Source organism: Microcoleus sp. FACHB-SPT15 (assembly GCF_014849525.1).
Taxonomy (GTDB): domain Bacteria; phylum Cyanobacteriota; class Cyanobacteriia; order Cyanobacteriales; family Coleofasciculaceae; genus Symplocastrum; species Symplocastrum torsivum.
Genome location: NZ_JACJNU010000004.1, coordinates 56256 through 76445 on the forward strand (window position 1 = coordinate 56256; position 20190 = coordinate 76445).

Sequence of the window (20190 nt, forward strand, 5' to 3'; positions counted from 1 at the left end):
AGGACGTTCACTCAGCCGTTACTGGGATTAACAAGAAAAGTATAAAATTCAGAAGCCCAGTTTTTGGTAGTTCAACAGTCGCACCACCGCTCTAATAACTTAGCTTTTGTTTCAGCTGCCGCCAATAAAGACCGACTGGTGTTTCCCCGAACGAAATCCGCAATTTTTTAACAAGTCCAATCTTTACTGGTGGTTGTCCATAATAAACAGCTCGCTCCGGGATTGGCTCCGCCTCAGAAAAGCCAGCATTCATATAGCGTTCAATATCTTGGCGAGCCATGTATTTTTCACGAATCTTCTTCAAGCGCTCTTCATGCGTATTTGTATGAAATATCGTCCAGTTCGGGTCTTCAACCTTGCATAAGGTGTAAACCTTGTGACGCTGCATGTACTGCTCAAGTGCCACTTCCAGCAAAAATCGGCTCTGATCGGTTGCGGCGGCTGGATTTTCTCCCAGGAAGCCAGAAGCAATGTAGTCACCCGCATATTCATGCATCGCCGCCATGAATGTACTCCGCTTCATCAAAGCAAAATTCAGGCTGCACTTGTGGCTAAAGTACCATCCTGGCCAAGCATCATGATGTTTCGAGGGAAGGTTAAACGCACCACCGATCGCAAAAACGTCGTCACGCTCAAGATAATCAATAGACTCTTCCAACCAATTGTCGTAGCCCTCTCTGTAGGGCAAGGTATCAATATTGAACCATAACAAGTAAGGCTTAGAAGCGATCGACCCTGCCGTATAGATCTGGATATAACCTCGCTCGTGATTATTCTCTTCGTGAGTTGGCTGAATGATCTGTAATTTATCAATCAGACCTTCTTGAAACAACTTCCAGTAAGTGGCTTGCGTCTGAGCGTTACTTCCACTATCAACGACTACGACTTCACCAGGTTTACCCCCCAAAAAGCGAAACCAATCATGAAGCACATCTTCAAAGACCAAGCCATCCCCAAAGTTCCGCACCACCAGTGATACTTCATCTAGCTTGCTAAGTTGCTCACCCATAATCTAATACCTCACCATTCATCTAAAATTGCGATTTCGGACTTCGCTGCACGATGATTTAGAAATTAAGCAAATGCATCAATTTTCTTATTGATAAAGTAGCCCATCAATAGGTAAACCCAACCCCAAATAGAATCGAGCTGTCAGTACGAGAGCTAATAACCCCACAAGCAATGCGGTAGCAAAAATGTCCTGCCTCAAACCACTTAGTCCTTCACGCCAGAGACCATAGTTTACGACCGAATAGTAGAAAAGGTCATTAAGTGCAACCGCGATAATCGCCCCTGGAACTTTAAAAAAATGAAATCCAACCAGCATTCCAATCGAAGTACAAAGAAACCTTGTCACCTGACCGACAGTTGAATATTGAGGCTTCCCAATTGCAAAAAGGGACGGCTCATTCGTATTGCACAACATGCGCGGCCAAATTCCTAGAGCTAGGATTGGCAACATCCAAGCGGCATCAATGTATCGGCTGTCATACAATACCTTGATTAAGATATCCCCAAAGCAGATCAGCCCTGTCAAGCAAAAGGTCACAGCAAGCAGGATGGGCTTGCGGTTGTGCAGGAGCTTGGCACGAATTTCTGGACGAGGAAGGTCAGTCAGCTTTGAAATAGCGGGAAAAATCACCTTGCCACTGATCGCATTTGTAACACTACGTGGCAAGTCAGCAAATGTTAGGGCAACGCCATAAATCCCTAACAGTTCGAGTGTGAAGATTTTACCGAAAATGAGCCGATCCGCTTGCTCAGCAAAAAATGTCATAGCTGTTGAAAGAAATATCCACTTACCAAAGGAAAAAAGCTCCTTGGCGGCTTCCTTATCCCAAGCGAAGCGGTTCGACGAGTTGGGTATCATCCGATAGCTCCACACCAGTCCGACGACTTCCGAAACAAGTGTCCCGATGACGAGAGCCCGGATTGACTGATCGAAGCTTGCCCAGATAATTGTCACCGTTAAGGAGATCACTTGCCTGCCAAACTCAAACATTGCTAGCTGCCCAACGGCTATGTGGCGGTTGAGCGTGTATATGGCAGTGGATTCAAATCCGGAAATCAGTGCTGTTAGAGCAACGACTGGGATTAACCACAGGAGTTTTTGCTCATTGTAGAACTGGGCAACTGGCCAAGCGAGCAATAGGGAACAAAGCCACAGAAAGATGCCACGAACTACTTGTAATGTCCAAGCTGTATTGAGAAATGCTGGGTCATCCCCGCGCTTATTCTGGACAACGCTCGTACCAATACCCAGATCTGAAAACAGGTGTAAACCTGTGATGAAAACGTAGACCAAAGCCATCAGGCCAAATAACTCTGGCTCAAGCAGACGAGTTAAGATCAGGTTCCCACCGAGTCGTAACGCTTGACCTGCACCGTAACCAGCGATTGTCCAGATTGTCCCACGGATAGCAAGCTTTTTAAGTGATGACATGATTCCTTTAGTGGGTGGGAAAACAGGATGTGTAGAGTCTCAATCGATGCTTAGACATCAGTTGCTCCTAGGCGTTTGGATGCTGGTAGAGAGAACACTTGGGCTTACGACATTGCTCCCCTGGTTTTTGGACTTCTCGATAGTAGACCGAAATAGTGTGGCTAGCTTGCTGCCCTCAATCGCGGCATTATGTTGTTGAGCAACACGCTCTGCTCCTACCCGTCCCATCTGTTCCAGCTTTTCCACGGGGGCTTGCAAGGCTGCCCGCATCGCTTCCGTTAAGGCTTCCAAAGAACCTGGTGGCACAAGCCAACCGCAGGTGCAAGGTTCAACCAGTTCCGGAATTCCGGCGACATAGGTACTAATCACGGGACGTGAGAGTGCCAGCGCTTCCATGATGACGACAGGTAACCCTTCAGCAAAGCTAGGTAGCACCATTGCTCGTGAGGCGAGGAGTTGTTGCTGAACTTCAGGATTACTCGCCCACCCCGTAATCTCAATGTGGTTTTGAAGACCCAGTTGTGCAATCATCGCTTCAATCTGGGTTCTCAGTTCTCCATCGCCCACTAAAATCAGCTTAAACACCAACCCCTCGGCGGCTAATTGACCAGCAGCTTCGATTAAAAGTAAATGACCTTTCTGTTCACTGAGTCTGCCAATGCAAACGAGTCGAGGTTCGTCAGGTACAGGGATATACTCCTGTTTCAAAAACAGCTCATCTACACCACAATGAACGACCTGGATTTTTGACCATTGGTCGTACTCGCACCACCGATACAGTTGGCTTTTTCCGAAGGAGCTAACGGCAACAACAAAAGCAGAGCGCTTGATTTTTTCTTCTAAAGCGATCGCTTTTGCTTTATCAAACTCTTCAGGACCATGAACAGTAAAGCTGTAGGCAGGTCCACCTAGTTCATGACACAACATAACAACGGTTGTTGAATTCGTGCCAAAGTGAGCGTGAACATGCGAGATCCCAAACTTGGAAAACCAACGGATCAGAACACAGGCTTCAGCCAAGTAGGCAAAATGGCGCAAAATGCCACGCTCCGAAGACCAGCCAACTTGAAGCATTAACCATAAAGCGCTCAAAAAACGAACGGGTCTGGTTAGTGCAACATAGAGTAGGGCAAGAAGCAAGCCTACCTTCCCAATTTCTAAGACAACTTGAGTCAATTCTTGCTCTAGTTTGTCTACTTCGTCAACGAGTTCCGAACCACAGGTGCGGATGGAAAAACGTGCGACTCGAATACCGCAAGCCTCAATCGCAGCAATCTCTCGCCGGATGAAACTATGGCTAACCTTAGGGTATTGGTTAACTAGATAAGCAATTGTCATCGTAAACTTAGGAAAAATGGGATTTTTGGGTTCATTTTTTGATGAATCTTGGGGAATTGGAACTCTCAAGCCGCGTTTATACTTTAACTATTATCCAGAAGTTCCAGAGTTCAACTTGGCTATCTCTACCTGTATCACTACAGCGCTTCTGACGGACGTTCCAGGAGTCATGTTGCTTATGAGAGTCAATACCTTCAGATTTTTGATAAAACCTAGTTTATTTTATTACTATTTAATGGATGTAAGCTTGGTTCAGCCTTTCTTAGACCGATTAGTTTTGTGAATTTTCTGTGAATTTATTCACGGATTCTCCGGAGAGGCTTTATCAAATCACGAACGCCAATTTTCAATCCTTTAAACTTTAATACTTAAGATGTTTTCAAGCACTCTCATTATCAGGCTACCACCCCAATTCAGTTGGCGTTACAGTAAGCCTTCTAGTGGAATCAATGACAACAGGAGAAAACAAGGCGTGTTAATTAGTCTCGGTTCTCTTACGCCCATGAAAAGAGAAAATTTTTCAAGAGCAGCGTGCTGTATTCTCAGCTATAGTTTCACGCATATGCCAAGATGTGATCAGGATTCTGAGCCACAGACGTTACAATTACATCCAACTTGTCACCTACAATGCCACTCCTCTTCTGGGGAGTCGAGTTGCAGCTCTCCTCAAGTATTGATTTCATACAAGTTTCAGTTTGACTAATCCCTCTTATCAAAAATCCCCTGCCAAGCTAGTTGAAAGGGCAAAATGTAAGGTATAAGCAACAAAGAGTCAGTCAGTAAAAGAGCAAACCTTGCCAAAGGAGAGCTGGCAGAAAATAAACTTATTAAATTTTGTAAAGCCATAGGATCTTGCGAGTCAAGCTTATGGAGTTTGATGAGGAAGGGAAACCAGTAAAGTGAGAAGCACTTTAGCGTTATCTTTACTCTCTAGCCAAACCGAGAGGAAGCCACAAGGGAAATTCCCCTTCTGCCTCAAGCCTTAAGAAGTTCTACAAATTAGGGTTTTGTCGGGGGGTGCAAGCCAACAAACTACACAGAGGTCAAAATGGAAACAGAACAAGGCTCTCAAATCTTATCAATTAGTAAGCGAGGCAGACAGTTGCAGGAATTGCCATCGGTAGACCAAGAAGAGTTTAGCGCTCCCCCTAGAAAAGGATTGAATCTGCGTCCACTCTTGAGGACTGTCCAGCGGAAAGCCTTGCTGGTTGTTGGGATTGCAGGTTTGGTAACTGCTGGAGCCTGGTATTCAACTAAAAGCGCCCCCTCTGTCTATGAAGGGAACTTCCGGCTCTTAGTCGAACCTGTAACCAACGAAGCGAGAGCCGTTGACCCCTCGTCACTCACCCGTGCTAACGGAGACGTACCTGGGGAAGACAATTTTGAACTAGACTATGCAACTCAGCTTGAGATCTTAAAGAGTCCGAAGATGCTGACTGAGATTCTTGAGCAAATTCGCACGAAGTATCCCAAGTTTGAATATGAGCAACTCAAGCAGGGGTTAGTGGTTGAACGCTATCAAAGCGAAGACCCTAAAATTACTGACCCAACCAAAATGCTCGAAGTGAGCTTCCAAGGGGAAGATCCAAAGCAAGTCCAATTTGTTTTAGAGGTAACAGCTAACAAATATTTAAAATACAGCCTTGACGAGCGGAAGTCTCGCATCGGTGAAGGGGTTAAGTTTATTGAAGACCAACTTCCCGCCTTGCAGAAGCGAGTCGATACTCTTCAGTCGCAACGGCAAAGGCTGCAACAGCAGTACAAGCTGACTGATCCCAACGTGCAAAGCGCAGACTTATTTGAGCAAATCCGTGAAGTTTCCAATCAATTAAGAGAAGCCCAAAGTCAGCTACAAGAGCAGAGGACACTCTATACAAACATTAAAAACCAGTTAGCGCTAACACCCGATGAAGCGATCGCAGCATCGGCTTTGAGTGAAGATCCAAACTACTCAGGACTCCAGGCAAAGGTTCAGGAACTCGATAATCAGATTGCCGTCGAATCAGCTCGCTTTTTGCCGAATAGCCCCACAGTTGAAGCCCTACAGGCGAAACGGCAAAACTTAGTATCCCTACAAAATCAGGAAACGCAGCGGATTCTGGGGCAAAGCAGCGTCGGGTCAACCAGCAATCCTCAAGTGCTGGCTTTCCAAAATTCGGTTCGCCTAGACCTGATTAACCAACTGGTTACTGCCACCAACCAAATTCAAGTGCTAGACCTACGCACTCAAGCACTAGCTCAGACTAAAGCTTCTTTTGAGCAACAACTACGGCAGCTACCGACACTGATTCGCCAGTATAACGATATCCAGCAGCAATTAGAAATTGCCACCCGGACTCGCGACCAGCTATTGGTTCAGCGCGAAACGCTGCGAGTTGAGGCGGCTCAGACAAGTCTGCCTTGGGAAATCTTTTCCCAGCCTCAAGTCCCGCTTGACCCAACAGGTCAACCTGTCCCGGTTCCCAGCAAAGCGAAAAATATTCAGATGATGGGAGCCGTGTTGGGGCTACTGTTGGGTGTAGGAGCCGCTTTGCTCATCGAGAAATCTCGCAATATCTTTTACACGACTGAGGAGATTAAGGAATCCATCCCATTGCCTCTATTGGGCGTGATTCCACTCTATAAAAATGCCGGAAAATTACCGAAGAGCAACGCCTTGAACGGCTCAGAACTAGCACTTGGAGGCAGTGAGTTAGCGACTTCTCCATTTTTGGAAGCCTTCGACTCACTTTACGCCAGCATCCGTTTTCTCTCTTCAGATCCACCTGTTCGCTCCTTGGCGGTTTGCTCAGCTTCTCGTGGGGATGGAAAGACGACCATTGCCTTACACCTGGCACAAACAGCCGCCGCAATGGGTCAGCGAGTCTTATTGGTAGACGCGAATTTGCGTCAGCCTCAGCTACACAGCCACTTAGACTTACCCAACCAAAAAGGACTCAGCGACCTCCTTTCTAAAAAGCTAGATCCGAACGATTTCATCCAGCGAACGCAAGTCGCCGATAATCTGTTTGTCCTGACTTCTGGTCAACCCCAAGCCAACTCCACCAAACTCCTTGGCTCAGCTCAAATGCAGTATTTGATGGAGGAATTTCAAGCCACCTTTGACTTGGTTATTTATGACACATCTCATTTGGTTGGCTTTATGGATGCCAATTTCCTGGCTGCTCATACAGATGGAATTCTGATGGTTGTAGGTGTTGGCAAGACGAGCCGCTCCCTTGTCATGCAAGTCCTCAATCAACTCAATACTTTCCGCTTACCAACTTTGGGAGTAGTTGCTAATCATGTGAGGAAAGGCGCAAAAAGTCCATCCAATACGGTATCCACATCTGGGCTTAAGCTAGTTGAGGAAGAACTACCCGCTCATCAAGGCGCTGGAAAATGGACAGATTACCAACTTGACAAAGCTAAGGACAGAAAATAGTCGTAACTCCAAGGGTAAGACTCTCATCAAAGTAGCTATGGACGGAAGCAACTACCGTACAAAGATTGGTGGCAATGCGTGCGGTAAATGCTTCCAGATAGAAGTTCAACCCTTCATTCTAGGAAGCGCTCTACAACGTAGAAACTATTGACGATAAACCAAGGCAAAAAAGAAGCAAGAATACCATATTCATCAGTTATAGCAATCAGCAGTCAGCTTTCAGCGGTCAGCTGAAAGTCAAATAGGCTCACTTCTAAGGAACGCTCTTCTCCCGTTAATGTCCTAACATTCGTGGCTACTGCTATAGCTTATAAACGAAGTAATTAACCCGGTTGATAAGCATAGAAAAATAAAAAGGGAAAGGAGGTATTTCTTCCTTTCCCTTTTTATTGTTAGAATCCCGTAGAGAACTACTCAATCGTCTCAATCATCTGTTCACGAGGAACGCTCCCAGTATGTGCAGAATAAGTCGTATTGAAGGGGTCTGCATAAAAATTGAGTTTTTGTTTGAAGACCAGCCAGAAGAAGCCAGGACCATGTACTAAATACCGCTTCCACAACCTCTTCGGCTCTGCCACTAAGCGATACAGCCACTCCATCCCAACTTCACTGACCCACTTGGGCGCTCTCTTGATATTGCCAGCTTCAAAATCGATAGTTGCACCAATAGCTAAGAAAATCTTGATGTTTGGCAACTTATCTTTGTACTTCAAGATGAAGTTTTCTTGTTTTGGCGCACCTACTCCTACCGCAAGGACTGTAGCTCCAGACTGGTTAATCATTTCAACCATCTTCAAGCATTCTTGTTCATCTTTCTCAAACCCGAAAGAGGGAGAGTGCGTACCGATTATGATATCTCTACCAATTTTAGAATTAATCTTTTGTTGAGCGGCACTGGCTACTCCTTCGCGAGCGCCTAAAAGAAAAATTTTGATGTCTTCGTTATCTTTATGGTACTCATAAAAAGCGGGGAAAAGGTCAGAGCCTGAAATTTTTTCTTTAACTGGCGATCCTAAAAACTTAGAAACGAAAAATAAAATTTTGCTATCACACAACTTGTAAGTTGCTGCGTTATAAGCACGATAAAAATCAGGATCATCCTGTAGCTTCATCAGATGATCTACGTTGGGCGTAAAGACAATTCCACTCTTGCACTTTTCGAGAAACTCTAGCCGAGACAAATTATCGATAGCTACATTTAATAATTTTACTTGGCGCATCTGGCTTAGTCCTACTTGGGTGTAATTTTGCAACTTTTTATAGGTGAAACGTCCTAACTAAAGTTGGTGAAACTATCTACGTTATTAAACCGTTAACTAGAATATACGAAGCCAGATACTTAACTCGCAAGTAAAAGCAGGTAGCTTTACTATCTCTTCAATTTACTCTCTCGGCAACTTTACGGTTTCTTTAATTAAAAACGTAGGAATTTCCTCCCCAGAAGTGTGTCAAATTGGGGTGTAAGCCAGATACACAGCCGCGTAGTTCTCTCAAGCAAGAATTAACAGGATAGCTTGAGGTGAGGAGGAGACGCTGCAACAAGGGGTTGCAGCTTAGCTTCCGTTCTTCTCCCGTTCACACCCATGGGCTGCAAACGGAAGAAGTTAACAGGATTCACAATCTACCCAACAGTAGCTGGAGTTTTTGAGGAGGCGAAATAAGCGTTCTGTTCAGCCCGCAGTTTGTCGCAGAGCCTGCCTTCCGGTAACTCTACGTCATCATAGGTGAGGACGTGGTCTTTCGGAATATCCCGCTTCAGACGGCAACCTTCAGCTAACCCCATAGGTAGCAGGTTTTGCGCTTGGACAACATCAGAGTTTTCACATTGACCGTAAGTCATGTAGTAGCCGATGCCATCCAGAGTTTCTCCTGCCTTGAGGTCAATTTTTGCCGTCGTTACAACATCGACAAGCGGTCCACCCAGAGGTGCCATGACAGCATCCCCAAAGAGGACAGCACGAGCCACGGATAGGGGTACCTCAAAGTGGCACAGGTGATAAGGAGTGTAGAAGCTGTAAAGCGGACCTTCCCCTAACTTATACAAATTCAGGTAATGACGTTGCTTGGGGTCGTCATGAGTCGCAAAGACAAATACGCCAGGACCAGGTTTGGTACCCACGACGTAATCAACAATACCGCCCAGTTCTTTGAGCTGGTCGATATCATACATTTTTGTCATCTCATCGACATGACCCCTGTAGTCATAGCCCAACATACCGCGCTTGGCGACCTTCATCCCAGTCGCATTAGCAACGATCGCTTGCTCGAAGGAAATCTTGCTACCATCAGCAAAACTGGTCACCATGTGAGCTTTTTGACCCCACTGTTTGGCAAACCCTTCTTGGGTAGTGGGGTTGCGGTAAGGGTCTTGTAAGCCTTTGATGTTGCCACACAGTAGTGGTGTCAAACCGATGCTCTTGACGAACCGATAAAGGTTCATTTCTACGCCAGGTTGGTCGCCATCGCAAGCGGACAGGATAACGCCAGCGCGGTCGGCATAGACTTTAAGAATCGGACCAACCGTGCCATCGAGTTCCGCATTCATCAAGATGATGTGCTTGTGATTAGCGATCGCTTCCATCACCACATGTGCGCCAAACTCAATTGCGCCAGTCACTTCAATCAGCGCGTCAATACCACTGGCTTTACACAGCAACATCGCATCTTCAGTTACGGCATACTGCCCTTGTGCGATCGCGTCTTCCAACTCCGAGACTGTATCAACAACCTTGACATCCTCAGCGCCAGCTTCAGCATAAGCCCGCTTCGCGACATCTAGACTTCGGTTGGAAATCGCCACCAGCTTCATCCCTGGCACCGAGTTGAGGATTTGATTAGCAATCCCTCGACCCATAAAGCCAGCACCAATCATCGCCACCTTAACTGGGTTCCCTGCTTCTGCCCGTGCTTTCAGCGCATTATCGACAATAATCATGATTTTGCTCCTACAGAAACAGATTCAAACAAAGGCCAAGCCGCATCTTTATCGGAAATTACAGTAATTTCGATCGGCCACTCAATTCCAAATGCCGGGTCGTCATAGCGCAGTCCCCGCTCATGTCCAGGGGTGTAGAATTCACCCACCTGATACCCCACCTCAGCACCATCCGTAAGTGCCAGGTAACCGTGAGCAAACAGCTCAGGGACATAAAGAGCGCGACGGTTTTCTGCCGTGAGTTCCACGCCAATGTGTTGCATATAGGTGGGGGAATCAGGACGCATATCAATAATTACGTCGTAAATTGCCCCTTGGGTGCAGCGAATCAACTTAGTTTCCGCCGCTGGAGGAACTTGATAGTGCATCCCCCGCAGCGTGCCCTTTTTATGGTTGAACGACAAGTTACACTGGGCAACCGTGGGCTTTAAACCGTGTTCTTCAAATTCTTTGGCACAGAACGTGCGTGCAAAGAAGCCTCTGGGGTCTTCGCGATGCTCTAAGTCAATAATAAAAGCGTCTTTGAGCTTGGTTTCGGTAAATAGCATTACTTGCTCCAGAAGAAATCTTTGTCAATTTGCTGAGTGCGAATCAGATACTCCAACTGCTTTAAGCGAGTGAAACCCCTCGATTCAAAGGTTTCTTTCGTCATGTCAATTTGAGTGAACAAATCAAATAGCTGCTGGGCACCACGCTTAGCATCCCAATCGCACTTGAATCCAGGGAGGGTTGTGTTAATTTTCTCGAAGGATACGCGATAGCTGCGGTTATCGGCACCACTATCACCAAAGCTCAACTGGCAGCCTGTAAAGATATCGGCAATGATTTCAGCAATTTCTTTGACTCGATAGTTATTTGAGGTGTCACCCACGTTGAAGACTTGAGCGTGAACCACATCACGAGGGGCTTCAAGAGCGCAGACAATTGCTTTACAGATATCTAGAGCATGAACCAAGGGACGCCAAGGTGTACCATCGCTTGTCATCTTGATTTCTTTGGTTGTCCATGCCAGTCCTGCCAAGTTGTTCAAGACGATATCAAAGCGCATCCGGGGAGAAGCACCAAAAGCAGTGGCATTCCGCATGAAGGTGGGCGAGAAGCTATCGTCTGCCATCGGCATGACATCACGCTCTACCAAGGTTTTGCACTCGGCATAAGCGGTTTGCGGATTTACTGAGGATTCTTCGGTAACATCGCCTTCGGTTGCAACGCCGTACACACTGCACGAAGACATATAAACAAAGCGGCGCACACCTGCTTCTTTGGCAATCGTGGCTAAGCGAACCGAACCTTTATGGTTGATATCGTAGGTAATTGTCGGAGACAGTTGTCCAGTTGGGTCGTTTGAGAGTTCAGCCATGTGAACAATCGCTTCGACACCTTCTAAATCTTCATGAGTGATGTTGCGAATATCTTTAGTTAGGGTTTTGGCAGTAACTTCAGTACCGTTGTACAGCCAACCCACTTTATAAAATCCGGTATCTACCCCAATTACGTCATGTCCGCGTTCGATGAGGAGGGGAGGCAATAATGAGCCAAGGTAGCCTTCTGTTCCTGTTACCAGTACTTTCATTAGTTAAAAATCCTATGCGTTAACGGCTGATTGTAGATGCTGCGGTGCTGGAAGCTGCTCTACAACCGCTTTGCCAATTTCAATAGAAGAAGTGGCGGCTGGAGAAGGAGCGTTACAAACATGGACGGAGTTTTGACCTTTGACAATCAAAAAGTCGTCCACGAGTTTTCCATCGTTCATCAAGGCTTGAGCGCGAACTCCGGCGTGGGTGGGAACAACATCGTCCGCTTGCACTTCAGGAATGAGCTTTTGTAAGCTGTGGACAAAAGCGGCTTTACTGAAGGAGCGAATGATTTCCTTGATGCCTTCGTCGGCGTTTTTGGCGGCAAGTCTCCAGAAGCCAGGGTAAGTCATGACTTCTACGAAATCCCGGAGGTCGAAGTCGGTTTTTTTGTAGCCTTCACGTTTGAGGCTCAAGACAGCATTCGGTCCGGCGTGAACACTGCCATCAATCATCTTGGTGAAGTGGACACCGAGGAAGGGGAAATCTGGATTGGGAACTGGGTAGATTAGGGTGTTGACCAAGTAGCGTTTTTCTGGGGTGAGTTCGTAGTATTCTCCCCGGAATGGAACGATTTTGGCTTTGGGGTCAACTCGTCCTAGTTTAGCAATGCGATCGCTATGCAGTCCTGCACAGTTAACGACGCAGCGTGCCTCGAATGTACCTTTATTTGTCTCCAGTACCTGGCTATTTGGCATTTGGCGGATTTTCTCAACTTTCGTATTGAGATGAAGTTCGCCACCTTGTAACTCAATCAGTTCCGCGTATTTCCGAGAAACCTGTTTGTAATCGGCAATTCCTGTTGAGTAGACTCGAATTCCCGCCACACAGGCAACATGCGGTTCAACTTCCTTGACTTCCTCGGCAGTGATTTTCTTGACATTCAACCCGTTTTCCAAACCACGTTGGTATAGGTTTTCTAGTCTCGCCAGCTCACTTTCATCAGTAGCAACAATGACTTTGCCACAAACTTCATGAGCAATACCATGCTCTCGGCAGAATTCCACCATCGATTGGCAACCATCGCGGCAAAACTTCGCCTTGAAACTTCCTGGTTTGTAGTAAATGCCAGAGTGAATTACACCGCTATTATTGCCAGTTTGGTGAAAAGCCCACTTGCTTTCCTTCTCTAGCACGACAATACGTGCATTGGGATAGCGTTTGCCTAAAGCCATGCCGGTAGAAAGACCGACAATTCCACCGCCGATGATTGCAAAGTCATACATGGGTATTTTTGCTACTGCCACTCTTAGTGTACGAATCGTTCTTGAAGCTTAAAATTTTGGCTTACCAAACCTTCCAAGGAGCTTTGCCACTCTTCCAGAGGTCTTCAAGATAATTTTTATCTCGTAAAGTATCCATAGGTTGCCAAAAACCACTGTGTTTGTAAGCCGAAAGTTGATTACTTTCAGCAAGCTTTTCTAGTGGCTCTTTTTCCCACACGGTTTCGTCATCTGCTATATAGTCAATGACTTCTGGTTCTAAAACAAAATAACCACCATTAATCCAAGCACCGTCTCCATCTTGTTTCTCCCGGAAGCTGGCAATTTTATTGTCATCTTCTCCCAACGCTAGCGCTCCAAAACGTCCTGCGGGTCGGGTTGCCGTCAATGTTGCTAAGGTCTTTTGCTCTTTATGAAAGTCAAGCAGTTCTTTGATATTGACAGCACTTACACCGTCTCCATACGTAAAGCAGAAGGTATCTTTGCCAACATGCTCTTTTACCCGTTTTAGTCGTCCTCCGGTCATCGTATTTTCACCCGTATCAACCAAGGTAACTTTCCAAGGTTCCGCATAACCAGAATGGACGTTCATTTGGTTAAATCGCATATCAAAGGTGACATCAGACATGTGTAAGAAGTAGTTAGCAAAATACTCCTTAATAACGTATCCTTTGTAACCGCAGCAGATGATAAATTCATCTATTCCATGAGCGGAGTAGATTTTCATGATATGCCACAGAATTGGCTTACCACCAACCTCTACCATAGGCTTGGGTCTAACGGAAGTTTCTTCACTAATGCGAGTACCAAGACCTCCAGCCAGTATCACTGCTTTCATGTAATTACCTCATAATTTTCAAGGCGACTAGTGTGTAACCTTGGGTAGACCGTGAACACAGAAATTCAGATGAGAAAAGTTGATAATTATTTATCTAAACAATTATCCTAATCGTCAATGCACAAGCTAACTGTAAAGACACGGTAAATGATGGACTCTCCATGTAAAAACTTCAAGAATTTCTGTAAATATTCCGGTTGTGCGGCAAGCAGATGGGCAATAAACAGCAAAATCATAGCAAGCCAGGGTTTGTAATGCCAAGGAAAGGCATTGCAACTTATGAGTGCTAATTGTCACTCTAGAAAAAGAATAAAGTTCATTTGTAGGGTGCCCTAACTCCTGACCCGAAAGAACATGGGGTATTGAGAAAATGGAGAGATGCAGAGAGTGTTAAACCAGTGATAGGGATAAATACTTAGAGCAAGAAAACAAAGTTTCTTGGTCGCCACTTCTGTATTCTTCTTGTTCAACACGCTATAAGGGCTTAGTGTTGCTAAGCCCTTACGACAGAATCAGGCTTTCACCGATTAACTACGTAACTCCTGCCTCTATCTCCTTATCATCCCAACCGACCAAGAACTCCTCTTCACGAGCTGCGGTGTAGCTCTGTCAGCAACACCGGCTTCTCGAATAAGTCAAGCTTGGCGTAATCACCATCAATGGCAGTAATTTCAAACGGGGCAAATTGTTCACAGTGTGCAGGACATTTAGACCAATAGACGCGATCGCCTATTTTGAGGACAGTCCTCTGAACTTCATTACACTGAACGGGTTTTTGCTTCGCTAAAGGGTCATCGCCAACGGAGTCGCAACACTTACCTTCCTCTTCAGGCTTCACCAACGCCAACGCCAATACATCAACGTTGAAGGGGTATACAAAAGGGAGACACACTGGAGCAAAGGTCAGCACACCCTTAACTTCTAAGCAGGGAGGTGAAAACGCCGTCCCCTCCCATTCGGAGCAAGTAGAACTATTGAGGTAAGAAGTCAGCGTAAATTGTGGAGCAGCAGCAATATGAGTTGTAGATCGTTCATACCAAGTTGCATTCAGTCCTGATACTTGACACACAGAGGCAGGAAATAAGGACTTTGCCCTAGAGCCAAAGAGGAGGTTTTTGCTCCCTTGTCCTCCTTGTTCCCCAAAGTCTCCCTTGTCTTCCTTATCCCTCTGTATGTTGTTTGACCGCAACTTGGTTTGAGCCGCTACTACTGTGTTGGGTGACTGTAAGAACCACTTCACTAGAAATGAACGCTGTCCCTGAATCGCAGCCGCCGTCACAAGCGAGAGTAGCTCACTCTCTTCAAGTCCCGATAGTGGTGTAACTTCCTCCACGGTGACTAGGGCGTGTTTATAAGCCTCTCGAAGGTCGGGATTTTGTGACATTGCTGTGGGATTAATGACAACCGTTCCTCCCTCTTCTACCCCAGTCTCCTGCAAGTGAGAGTCTATCAAGACAGCAGACTGATTCAGAGGGAACACTTTCAAATGAAGTCCCGCATGTATCGTCTCTGATGATTCTCGACTAGTAGCTGGTTCTATGGCTTCCGGCTGGGGAGTTTTCACATCTAGCTCCTCACCAACACAAAAAGTGGAGTGGGTATCCATTGGTGGAGAAAAAGTGGAGTGGTTATCCACCACCTCAGATGACGCAATAGCGTCATCACAGCAAAAAAGTGGAGAAGTGGAGTGAGGGTTAGTAATTAGAGATTGAGAACAACCAGAAAGTGGAGATTGAGTGAAGTCAGTCTCCAAGGCTGAGGAAGTTGCTGTGAGGTTCGACATCAGTTGAGAGTCTTCAAATCCCTGAGTCTCTTCAAGGGAAGCCAGACAATCCGTCGTTCCTATGCTCGTGCCATCGGCACCGGGATAAATCTTTTCTGCCTTCTGCCCTCTGCCCTCTGCCTTTCTTGGTTCAGCTTGATAGGTGTGAGCCGTTCCCTCGCACAAGATTGAATCTTCTGTAGGAGATAGGCTTGTTCCAGAGTCGAGTGGGGGCGAGGAAGATTCAGAACGTGAAATTAATCCACTTTCTCCTCCGATAACGTCATCAGAACCCGAATCCGAAGGTGGAAAGGTATCCACTTTCTCCACTTTTTCTTGAAAACCTTGTTTCTGCGTCCTTTGAGTCGGTGGAGAGGTTATCCACTTTTCTCCACTTTTCTCCACTTTTTTATTCCGTGGAGGGTCTGGCTCATCAAAGGGAAGATCGGGTAATTTCCAGGAATACTCCAGTCGGATTCCGCTCCCTTGGGTACGACCTAGAGAGAGTGCTTCTAACTCCCTGAACCAGGAGCGAATCGAGTCAGGACGTGGACGGTGACGGCTATCGTATCCACTCTGGACGACTTTTGCTTTAATCCAACTGTTGCCAGTCGTGGCATCCATGCGTTTGGATAGTTCCACGATTTTGGCTAAGTGTGGTGCCATTTCCCCCAAGTCGGTTGAACAGTTGGCGTGGATAAGCTTGACTTGACCGATGTAGAACTTAGCTAATGTGATCGCACTTAATAGTGGTTGCAGTGGGATTTCTTCATCGGGGACAGTCTTGCCGTTGGCAAGTTCATGGAGGACATGGAGGTTAAGCGCTAGTCGCCCGATATAACCTTCCATCTTGGAATAAACCGCTCTCATGCCCGGTAAGGGGTGAGAGACACGCAGTTGTTCTAGCTGGTTATAGACAGGTTGATAACGCTTAAATGCTTCTCGTGAAAATCGATATTCTCTCGCTGGTAGTCGATCAATAGCGCGGTAGTAATTTAAGAGGCGTCCGGTTAGGTCTAATCCAGAGCCGTCATCATTGCTCAGGGTAGCTGCCGCGAGGGGTTGATTAACAAACAAAAACCGTGCCCACTGTCCGTCTGGATCGGAGCAATCTCGCATTAGCCGCTTGAGGACTTCTGGCTGGATGGTGCCACAGATTGAGAGACTTAAGCCCTCGATATCGGCTTTGGTTCCAGCCGCTCTAAGAATAGTGGCTCCTGTGCCGTCGAAAGCTGAGAGGATGTCTTGGCGATCGCTTCCACGTCCCCCACTGTATTTGTTTTGAGAGGCAAATAATCCAACCAGTTCATCAACCAATGCCAGAAGTCCTTTATCTGGATGTGCTTGGAACTGATACAGAAGTCCCTCGCCAGTAGAGTTGGTGAAGTAATAAAGTCGCTGTTGCGGTTTTTTCGGTTTGCCTTCTGGGAATTTTTTTGAACGCTCCTCAGATTTACATTTATCCCAGTCGGCAATTTCTTTGTCATACCTCGCTTGTGCCTCTTCAAAGGCAAGGCGATTTTCCCGCTGGAGGACAGCTAAGGGTTTTTTGATGATTGCTTTGAGGATTGGAGATTTTTTCTGTCCGGATTCGGAGACTAACCCGGCAAAGATGGTAGGTGGAACGCTGAAGCCTTGACCTCGGTGGATGACTAGCTCAGTAGTAGTTTTGTGGAGACTGGATACGGCAACCAAGAGTGAGGTGAGACAAACTTCAGGGCGAATATTGAGTCCTTGTGCGAGTCCCTCAAGCGGAATAGCTAAGTCTGCTGGGAGAAATGCAGAAATGTTGAGGGATTGGTCGGTGAGTTTGAGGAGGTTGTCTACTTCAGAGCGGCGATGCTCCCTTGATTCCTCAATCTCCAGTTCCTGCTCAATGGTTTCAAAGAGTCGGGAAACCTCTCGTTCTGATACTCCTGGGAAAGCTCTTCTGATTCGGATTTTGGCAGTTTGCAGTTCGGATGGTGGTAAATCTTGAATCAGGATGTTTTTAATTTGGCTCCGGATTGCGGTGAGTTCAGAGGGCGTTTTTTGGGGTAATGTAACTCCGCCTGAGCCGTGAGAGTCTTCATTACCGTCAAAGCTCTCGCTGCCACCGCACTTCGGACTCCCTCCGCCATTGCGTCCACCACCGGAACCACAACCATCCGCGTCAGTGCGTTCTGTAGAGATGTGATTGCCTTTGTTTCTACGGATGGCATCTTTAATGTGAGCGGGACATTTCGCTCCAAAGGTGGCATTATCCAGTCGCTGAATTTTCAGCCAACAACTCTCCTCGCCACCACGGTAGAGTGCCGCTGGCTGGCAAGATGTCGGGTCAATGGTTTTGAGGATGCGGTTAATGCGATCGCTATCTAGTCCTAGTAGAGAGCCAGCCTGATGGGTTAGGGCTATAGTGTTGCCACTAATTTGAATACCGTTGTTGTCTCCCCAGTTCTGCCAGCCGTACCATTCTTGGATTGCTGTTGCTAGAGCGTCACTGCGGTCATCGGTTCGACACTTGCCCTGTAAAATGTCGCGACTGGTATCGTGACCCAACAATTCGAGTGGGATACTGCCAGGGATTGGGGATTGGGGATTGGGGATTGGAGATTGGGGATTGGGGATTGGGGATTGTCCATTCCCTAGATTTAATTGTTGGTTTCCTTTCCTTCCCCCCTTTTTAGTGGGGTAAATTCCAATTGCGGATAAAGAGTCTATATACACAGGTAGAGCACGGCTGATGGATTGGTAAGGATTGCCACTAGGGCCAATTGTGGGAGCGAGTACCGTAAAGCGTCCGGTAAAGAGGGCTTCGCCAACATGAGCGCCGCCAGGTGTTAGGGAGAAGTTAGTAAAGTTGGGTTTCTGTTCGAGCTTGAGGGCGATTCGCCAACCGCCTGAATGCGATCGCTCAATCAATGTTTGTTGTTGGGGTGTATCACCCGACGCTCTTACTCGCTCCAGAACTGAGGTAACAGCGGCATCGCACTCTTTTTGAGAGGGAAACTGTTTAACGTCAAAATCGAGCCAGACTGTATCGTTCCAGCCGCCTAGCGTTCCTACACCGTTTTCTGGGTTGGCAAACCAAAGTTCTAGATCTGCGTCTCGTGGGAGTCGGGTTTGATACTGCCGATGATTGATTAAATGAGGAAAGCCGTCACGATCTAAGTAGGAAGGATTTTTGCCAGTGTAGAGCTGTATCGGCTGAAGCTCTTCTGTGAGAGGGCAGTGTGCCCAAACACCTTGTTCAGGATGAGTCTTGACGATTTTTGGATGCTTTTTGGCATTTTGGGCTGGGGCAATGGGTAGTACTGGGTAGTTGTGAGCAATTAGCCAGTCAATAACTTCTTGGCGTTCTTGTGGCGCACTTGGCTTGATTGGAGTCTGTACCATTTCACTTGCCCCCCTGACTAGCTGTGTACACGTCAGCAATTGGCTGCTGGAGGGGACTGCTGAGGTATCCCTGATGAGCTAACGCAAGCGCCTGTTGTTGGTCGTACTGTTTGGCTGTGCTGTTGTGTTGTTGATTCGGCGTGCTGCTTGGGAGGGCTTGAAGAGTAGCCGGTTCCAACAGGTACGTCTCAACGCTGTGCTGGTTGTGAGAATGTTGCTCAATTCCACCTAGCCTTGGGAATCTGAAGTGCAAGGTTGGTGGAATTTTCGAGGTAGACAAGGGGGAGACAGCCGATGAAGTGAAGGGGAGGCTGGAAACTCTGCCTTGTCTTGAGGTAGAATTAACTACAGAAAGTTTCATATCTTGGAGGTGTCCACGTTCAGTTCTTAGCTGCGTGGGTGCTTTCATTTACAGGGCTGGTTCGCTGCTCGGTTTGGGCAAAAAAAACTGAGGGCAGCGCCAGCCTTTAACTATTGGTTAGTCTCTAGGTTTGGCTTTTCATTGTTTTGTCTCCTGTTGTCTTGGTTAGGTATTGGGCTTCTTAGCGGGCAGGGATTGAGAGTATATGAAGTTTTCTTGGATTACCAGTTTTTGTTAAAGAAAGCTAGAGAAATATCAGCTTGTGATAACTAGGTATACAAGATAAACGGGGAAAATGATAAGAGGCTTCTCGCGTTGGGTAGATTGTCAAAGCAAGCGAGACGCTCTTGTTCCTCTCTTTCGAGTGCTCAACCAAGCTTTTAGCTACGGGGAGCGCTAGTTACTCATCGGGCAAGTCTTTAGGAATGTCTCTGTGTTTTTCCTGTAACAGCTTTTCCTGCAACAGTTCTTCCAAGTTCTCCTTACTGAGAACGTCTTCAATCATTTCCCTGACGGTGTCAGACATGGTGATGCCCTTCAGGTAGCAATAGAGTTTGAACCTTTCTTTAAGTGCTTCAGGTAACCGAAACCTGAGATAGTCGTCCCTTTCCAGCATTTGTTGCTTCTGGACATTTGCCATCATTTGAGTTCCCAGATGCGTGTTGTCTAGCCGAGCGTTGTGATAACAGCATAGCAGATAATAGTGTGTTTGCTTTGTGATTGAGTAACCGATAGTTCAAAGATTACAATTACTGCATTCAGTACTTAATGCAGTATTTACTTAAGTCATTAAGTAAGGCAGTAGTTACTGCATTTAAAGGTAAGAAGAACAAAAAGTTTTGTGGAAGTTGTGATATTGAATGAAGGGGTTTTCGGGAGTTCAATTAACTCTTGCCCCTGTTGTCTGCCAGGGAGTT

General features: G+C 46.6%; 14 protein-coding genes. 1 reads left to right on the forward strand and 13 read right to left on the reverse strand.

All coding sequences use genetic code 11. The features are described from left to right. Nucleotides 1-91: 91 nt before the first annotated feature. From H6F98_RS00770 to H6F98_RS00780, 3 genes are all read right to left on the reverse strand, one after another. Complete coding sequence (locus H6F98_RS00770) at nt 92-1009, reverse strand: glycosyltransferase family 2 protein (protein WP_192216766.1); 918 nt, start codon at nt 1007-1009, stop codon at nt 92-94. Nucleotides 1010-1096: 87 nt separating this feature from the next. After that, entirely contained in the window at nt 1097-2443 is a 1347-nt protein-coding gene (locus tag H6F98_RS00775; protein ID WP_192216767.1) for an oligosaccharide flippase family protein, read from the reverse strand. Nucleotides 2444-2500: 57 nt separating this feature from the next. After that, nucleotides 2501-3781 carry a glycosyltransferase gene (locus H6F98_RS00780; protein WP_192216768.1) on the reverse strand — a complete coding sequence of 427 codons (1281 nt, stop codon included), beginning with the start codon at nt 3779-3781 and terminating at the stop codon, nt 2501-2503. A gap of 1048 nt (nt 3782-4829) precedes the next feature. Between H6F98_RS00780 and H6F98_RS00785 the strand changes: the two genes are divergently transcribed. Next, on the forward strand, nt 4830-7205 hold the full coding sequence (locus H6F98_RS00785) for a tyrosine-protein kinase domain-containing protein (RefSeq protein WP_192216769.1): 2376 nt from the start codon (nt 4830-4832) through the stop codon (nt 7203-7205). A 410-nt stretch (nt 7206-7615) separates the two neighbouring features. On the opposite strand, the gene H6F98_RS00790 is transcribed toward H6F98_RS00785, so the two are convergent. From H6F98_RS00790 to H6F98_RS00830, 10 genes are all read right to left on the reverse strand, one after another. After that, a complete protein-coding gene (locus tag H6F98_RS00790; RefSeq protein ID WP_396810094.1) occupies nt 7616-8317 on the reverse strand; it encodes a WecB/TagA/CpsF family glycosyltransferase in 702 nt (233 codons plus the stop codon). A 509-nt stretch (nt 8318-8826) separates the two neighbouring features. Continuing rightward, entirely contained in the window at nt 8827-10140 is a 1314-nt protein-coding gene (locus H6F98_RS00795) for an NAD(P)H-dependent oxidoreductase (protein ID WP_192216771.1), read from the reverse strand. After that, nucleotides 10137-10688, reverse strand: coding sequence for a dTDP-4-dehydrorhamnose 3,5-epimerase (gene rfbC / locus H6F98_RS00800; RefSeq protein WP_192216772.1), 552 nt, complete (start codon nt 10686-10688; stop codon nt 10137-10139). The genes H6F98_RS00795 and rfbC overlap by 4 nt, the downstream gene beginning before the upstream one ends. Beyond that, nucleotides 10688-11713 carry an NAD(P)-dependent oxidoreductase gene (locus H6F98_RS00805; protein WP_192216773.1) on the reverse strand — a complete coding sequence of 342 codons (1026 nt, stop codon included), beginning with the start codon at nt 11711-11713 and terminating at the stop codon, nt 10688-10690. Before H6F98_RS00805 ends, rfbC begins: the two co-directional genes overlap by 1 nt. A 12-nt stretch (nt 11714-11725) precedes the next feature. Next, nucleotides 11726-12940: an L-2-hydroxyglutarate oxidase gene (lhgO, locus tag H6F98_RS00810; RefSeq protein WP_192216774.1), complete on the reverse strand. Its 1215-nt coding sequence runs from the start codon at nt 12938-12940 to the stop codon at nt 11726-11728. A gap of 61 nt (nt 12941-13001) precedes the next feature. Then, nucleotides 13002-13775, reverse strand: a complete 774-nt coding sequence (gene rfbF, locus H6F98_RS00815; protein ID WP_192216775.1) for a glucose-1-phosphate cytidylyltransferase — start codon at nt 13773-13775, stop codon at nt 13002-13004. 107 nt (nt 13776-13882) lie between these two features. Then, nucleotides 13883-14011 (reverse strand): hypothetical protein, encoded by a 129-nt coding sequence (locus H6F98_RS33870; protein ID WP_277927476.1) that lies wholly within the window; start codon nt 14009-14011, stop codon nt 13883-13885. 350 nt (nt 14012-14361) lie between these two features. Further along, nucleotides 14362-18912, reverse strand: a complete 4551-nt coding sequence (locus H6F98_RS00820; protein WP_192216776.1) for a DUF3987 domain-containing protein — start codon at nt 18910-18912, stop codon at nt 14362-14364. Nucleotide 18913: 1 nt separating this feature from the next. After that, on the reverse strand, nt 18914-19321 hold the full coding sequence (locus tag H6F98_RS00825; RefSeq protein WP_192216777.1) for a hypothetical protein: 408 nt from the start codon (nt 19319-19321) through the stop codon (nt 18914-18916). A 352-nt stretch (nt 19322-19673) separates the two neighbouring features. Beyond that, nucleotides 19674-19916: a hypothetical protein gene (locus H6F98_RS00830; RefSeq protein ID WP_192216778.1), complete on the reverse strand. Its 243-nt coding sequence runs from the start codon at nt 19914-19916 to the stop codon at nt 19674-19676. Nucleotides 19917-20190: the final 274 nt, after the last annotated feature.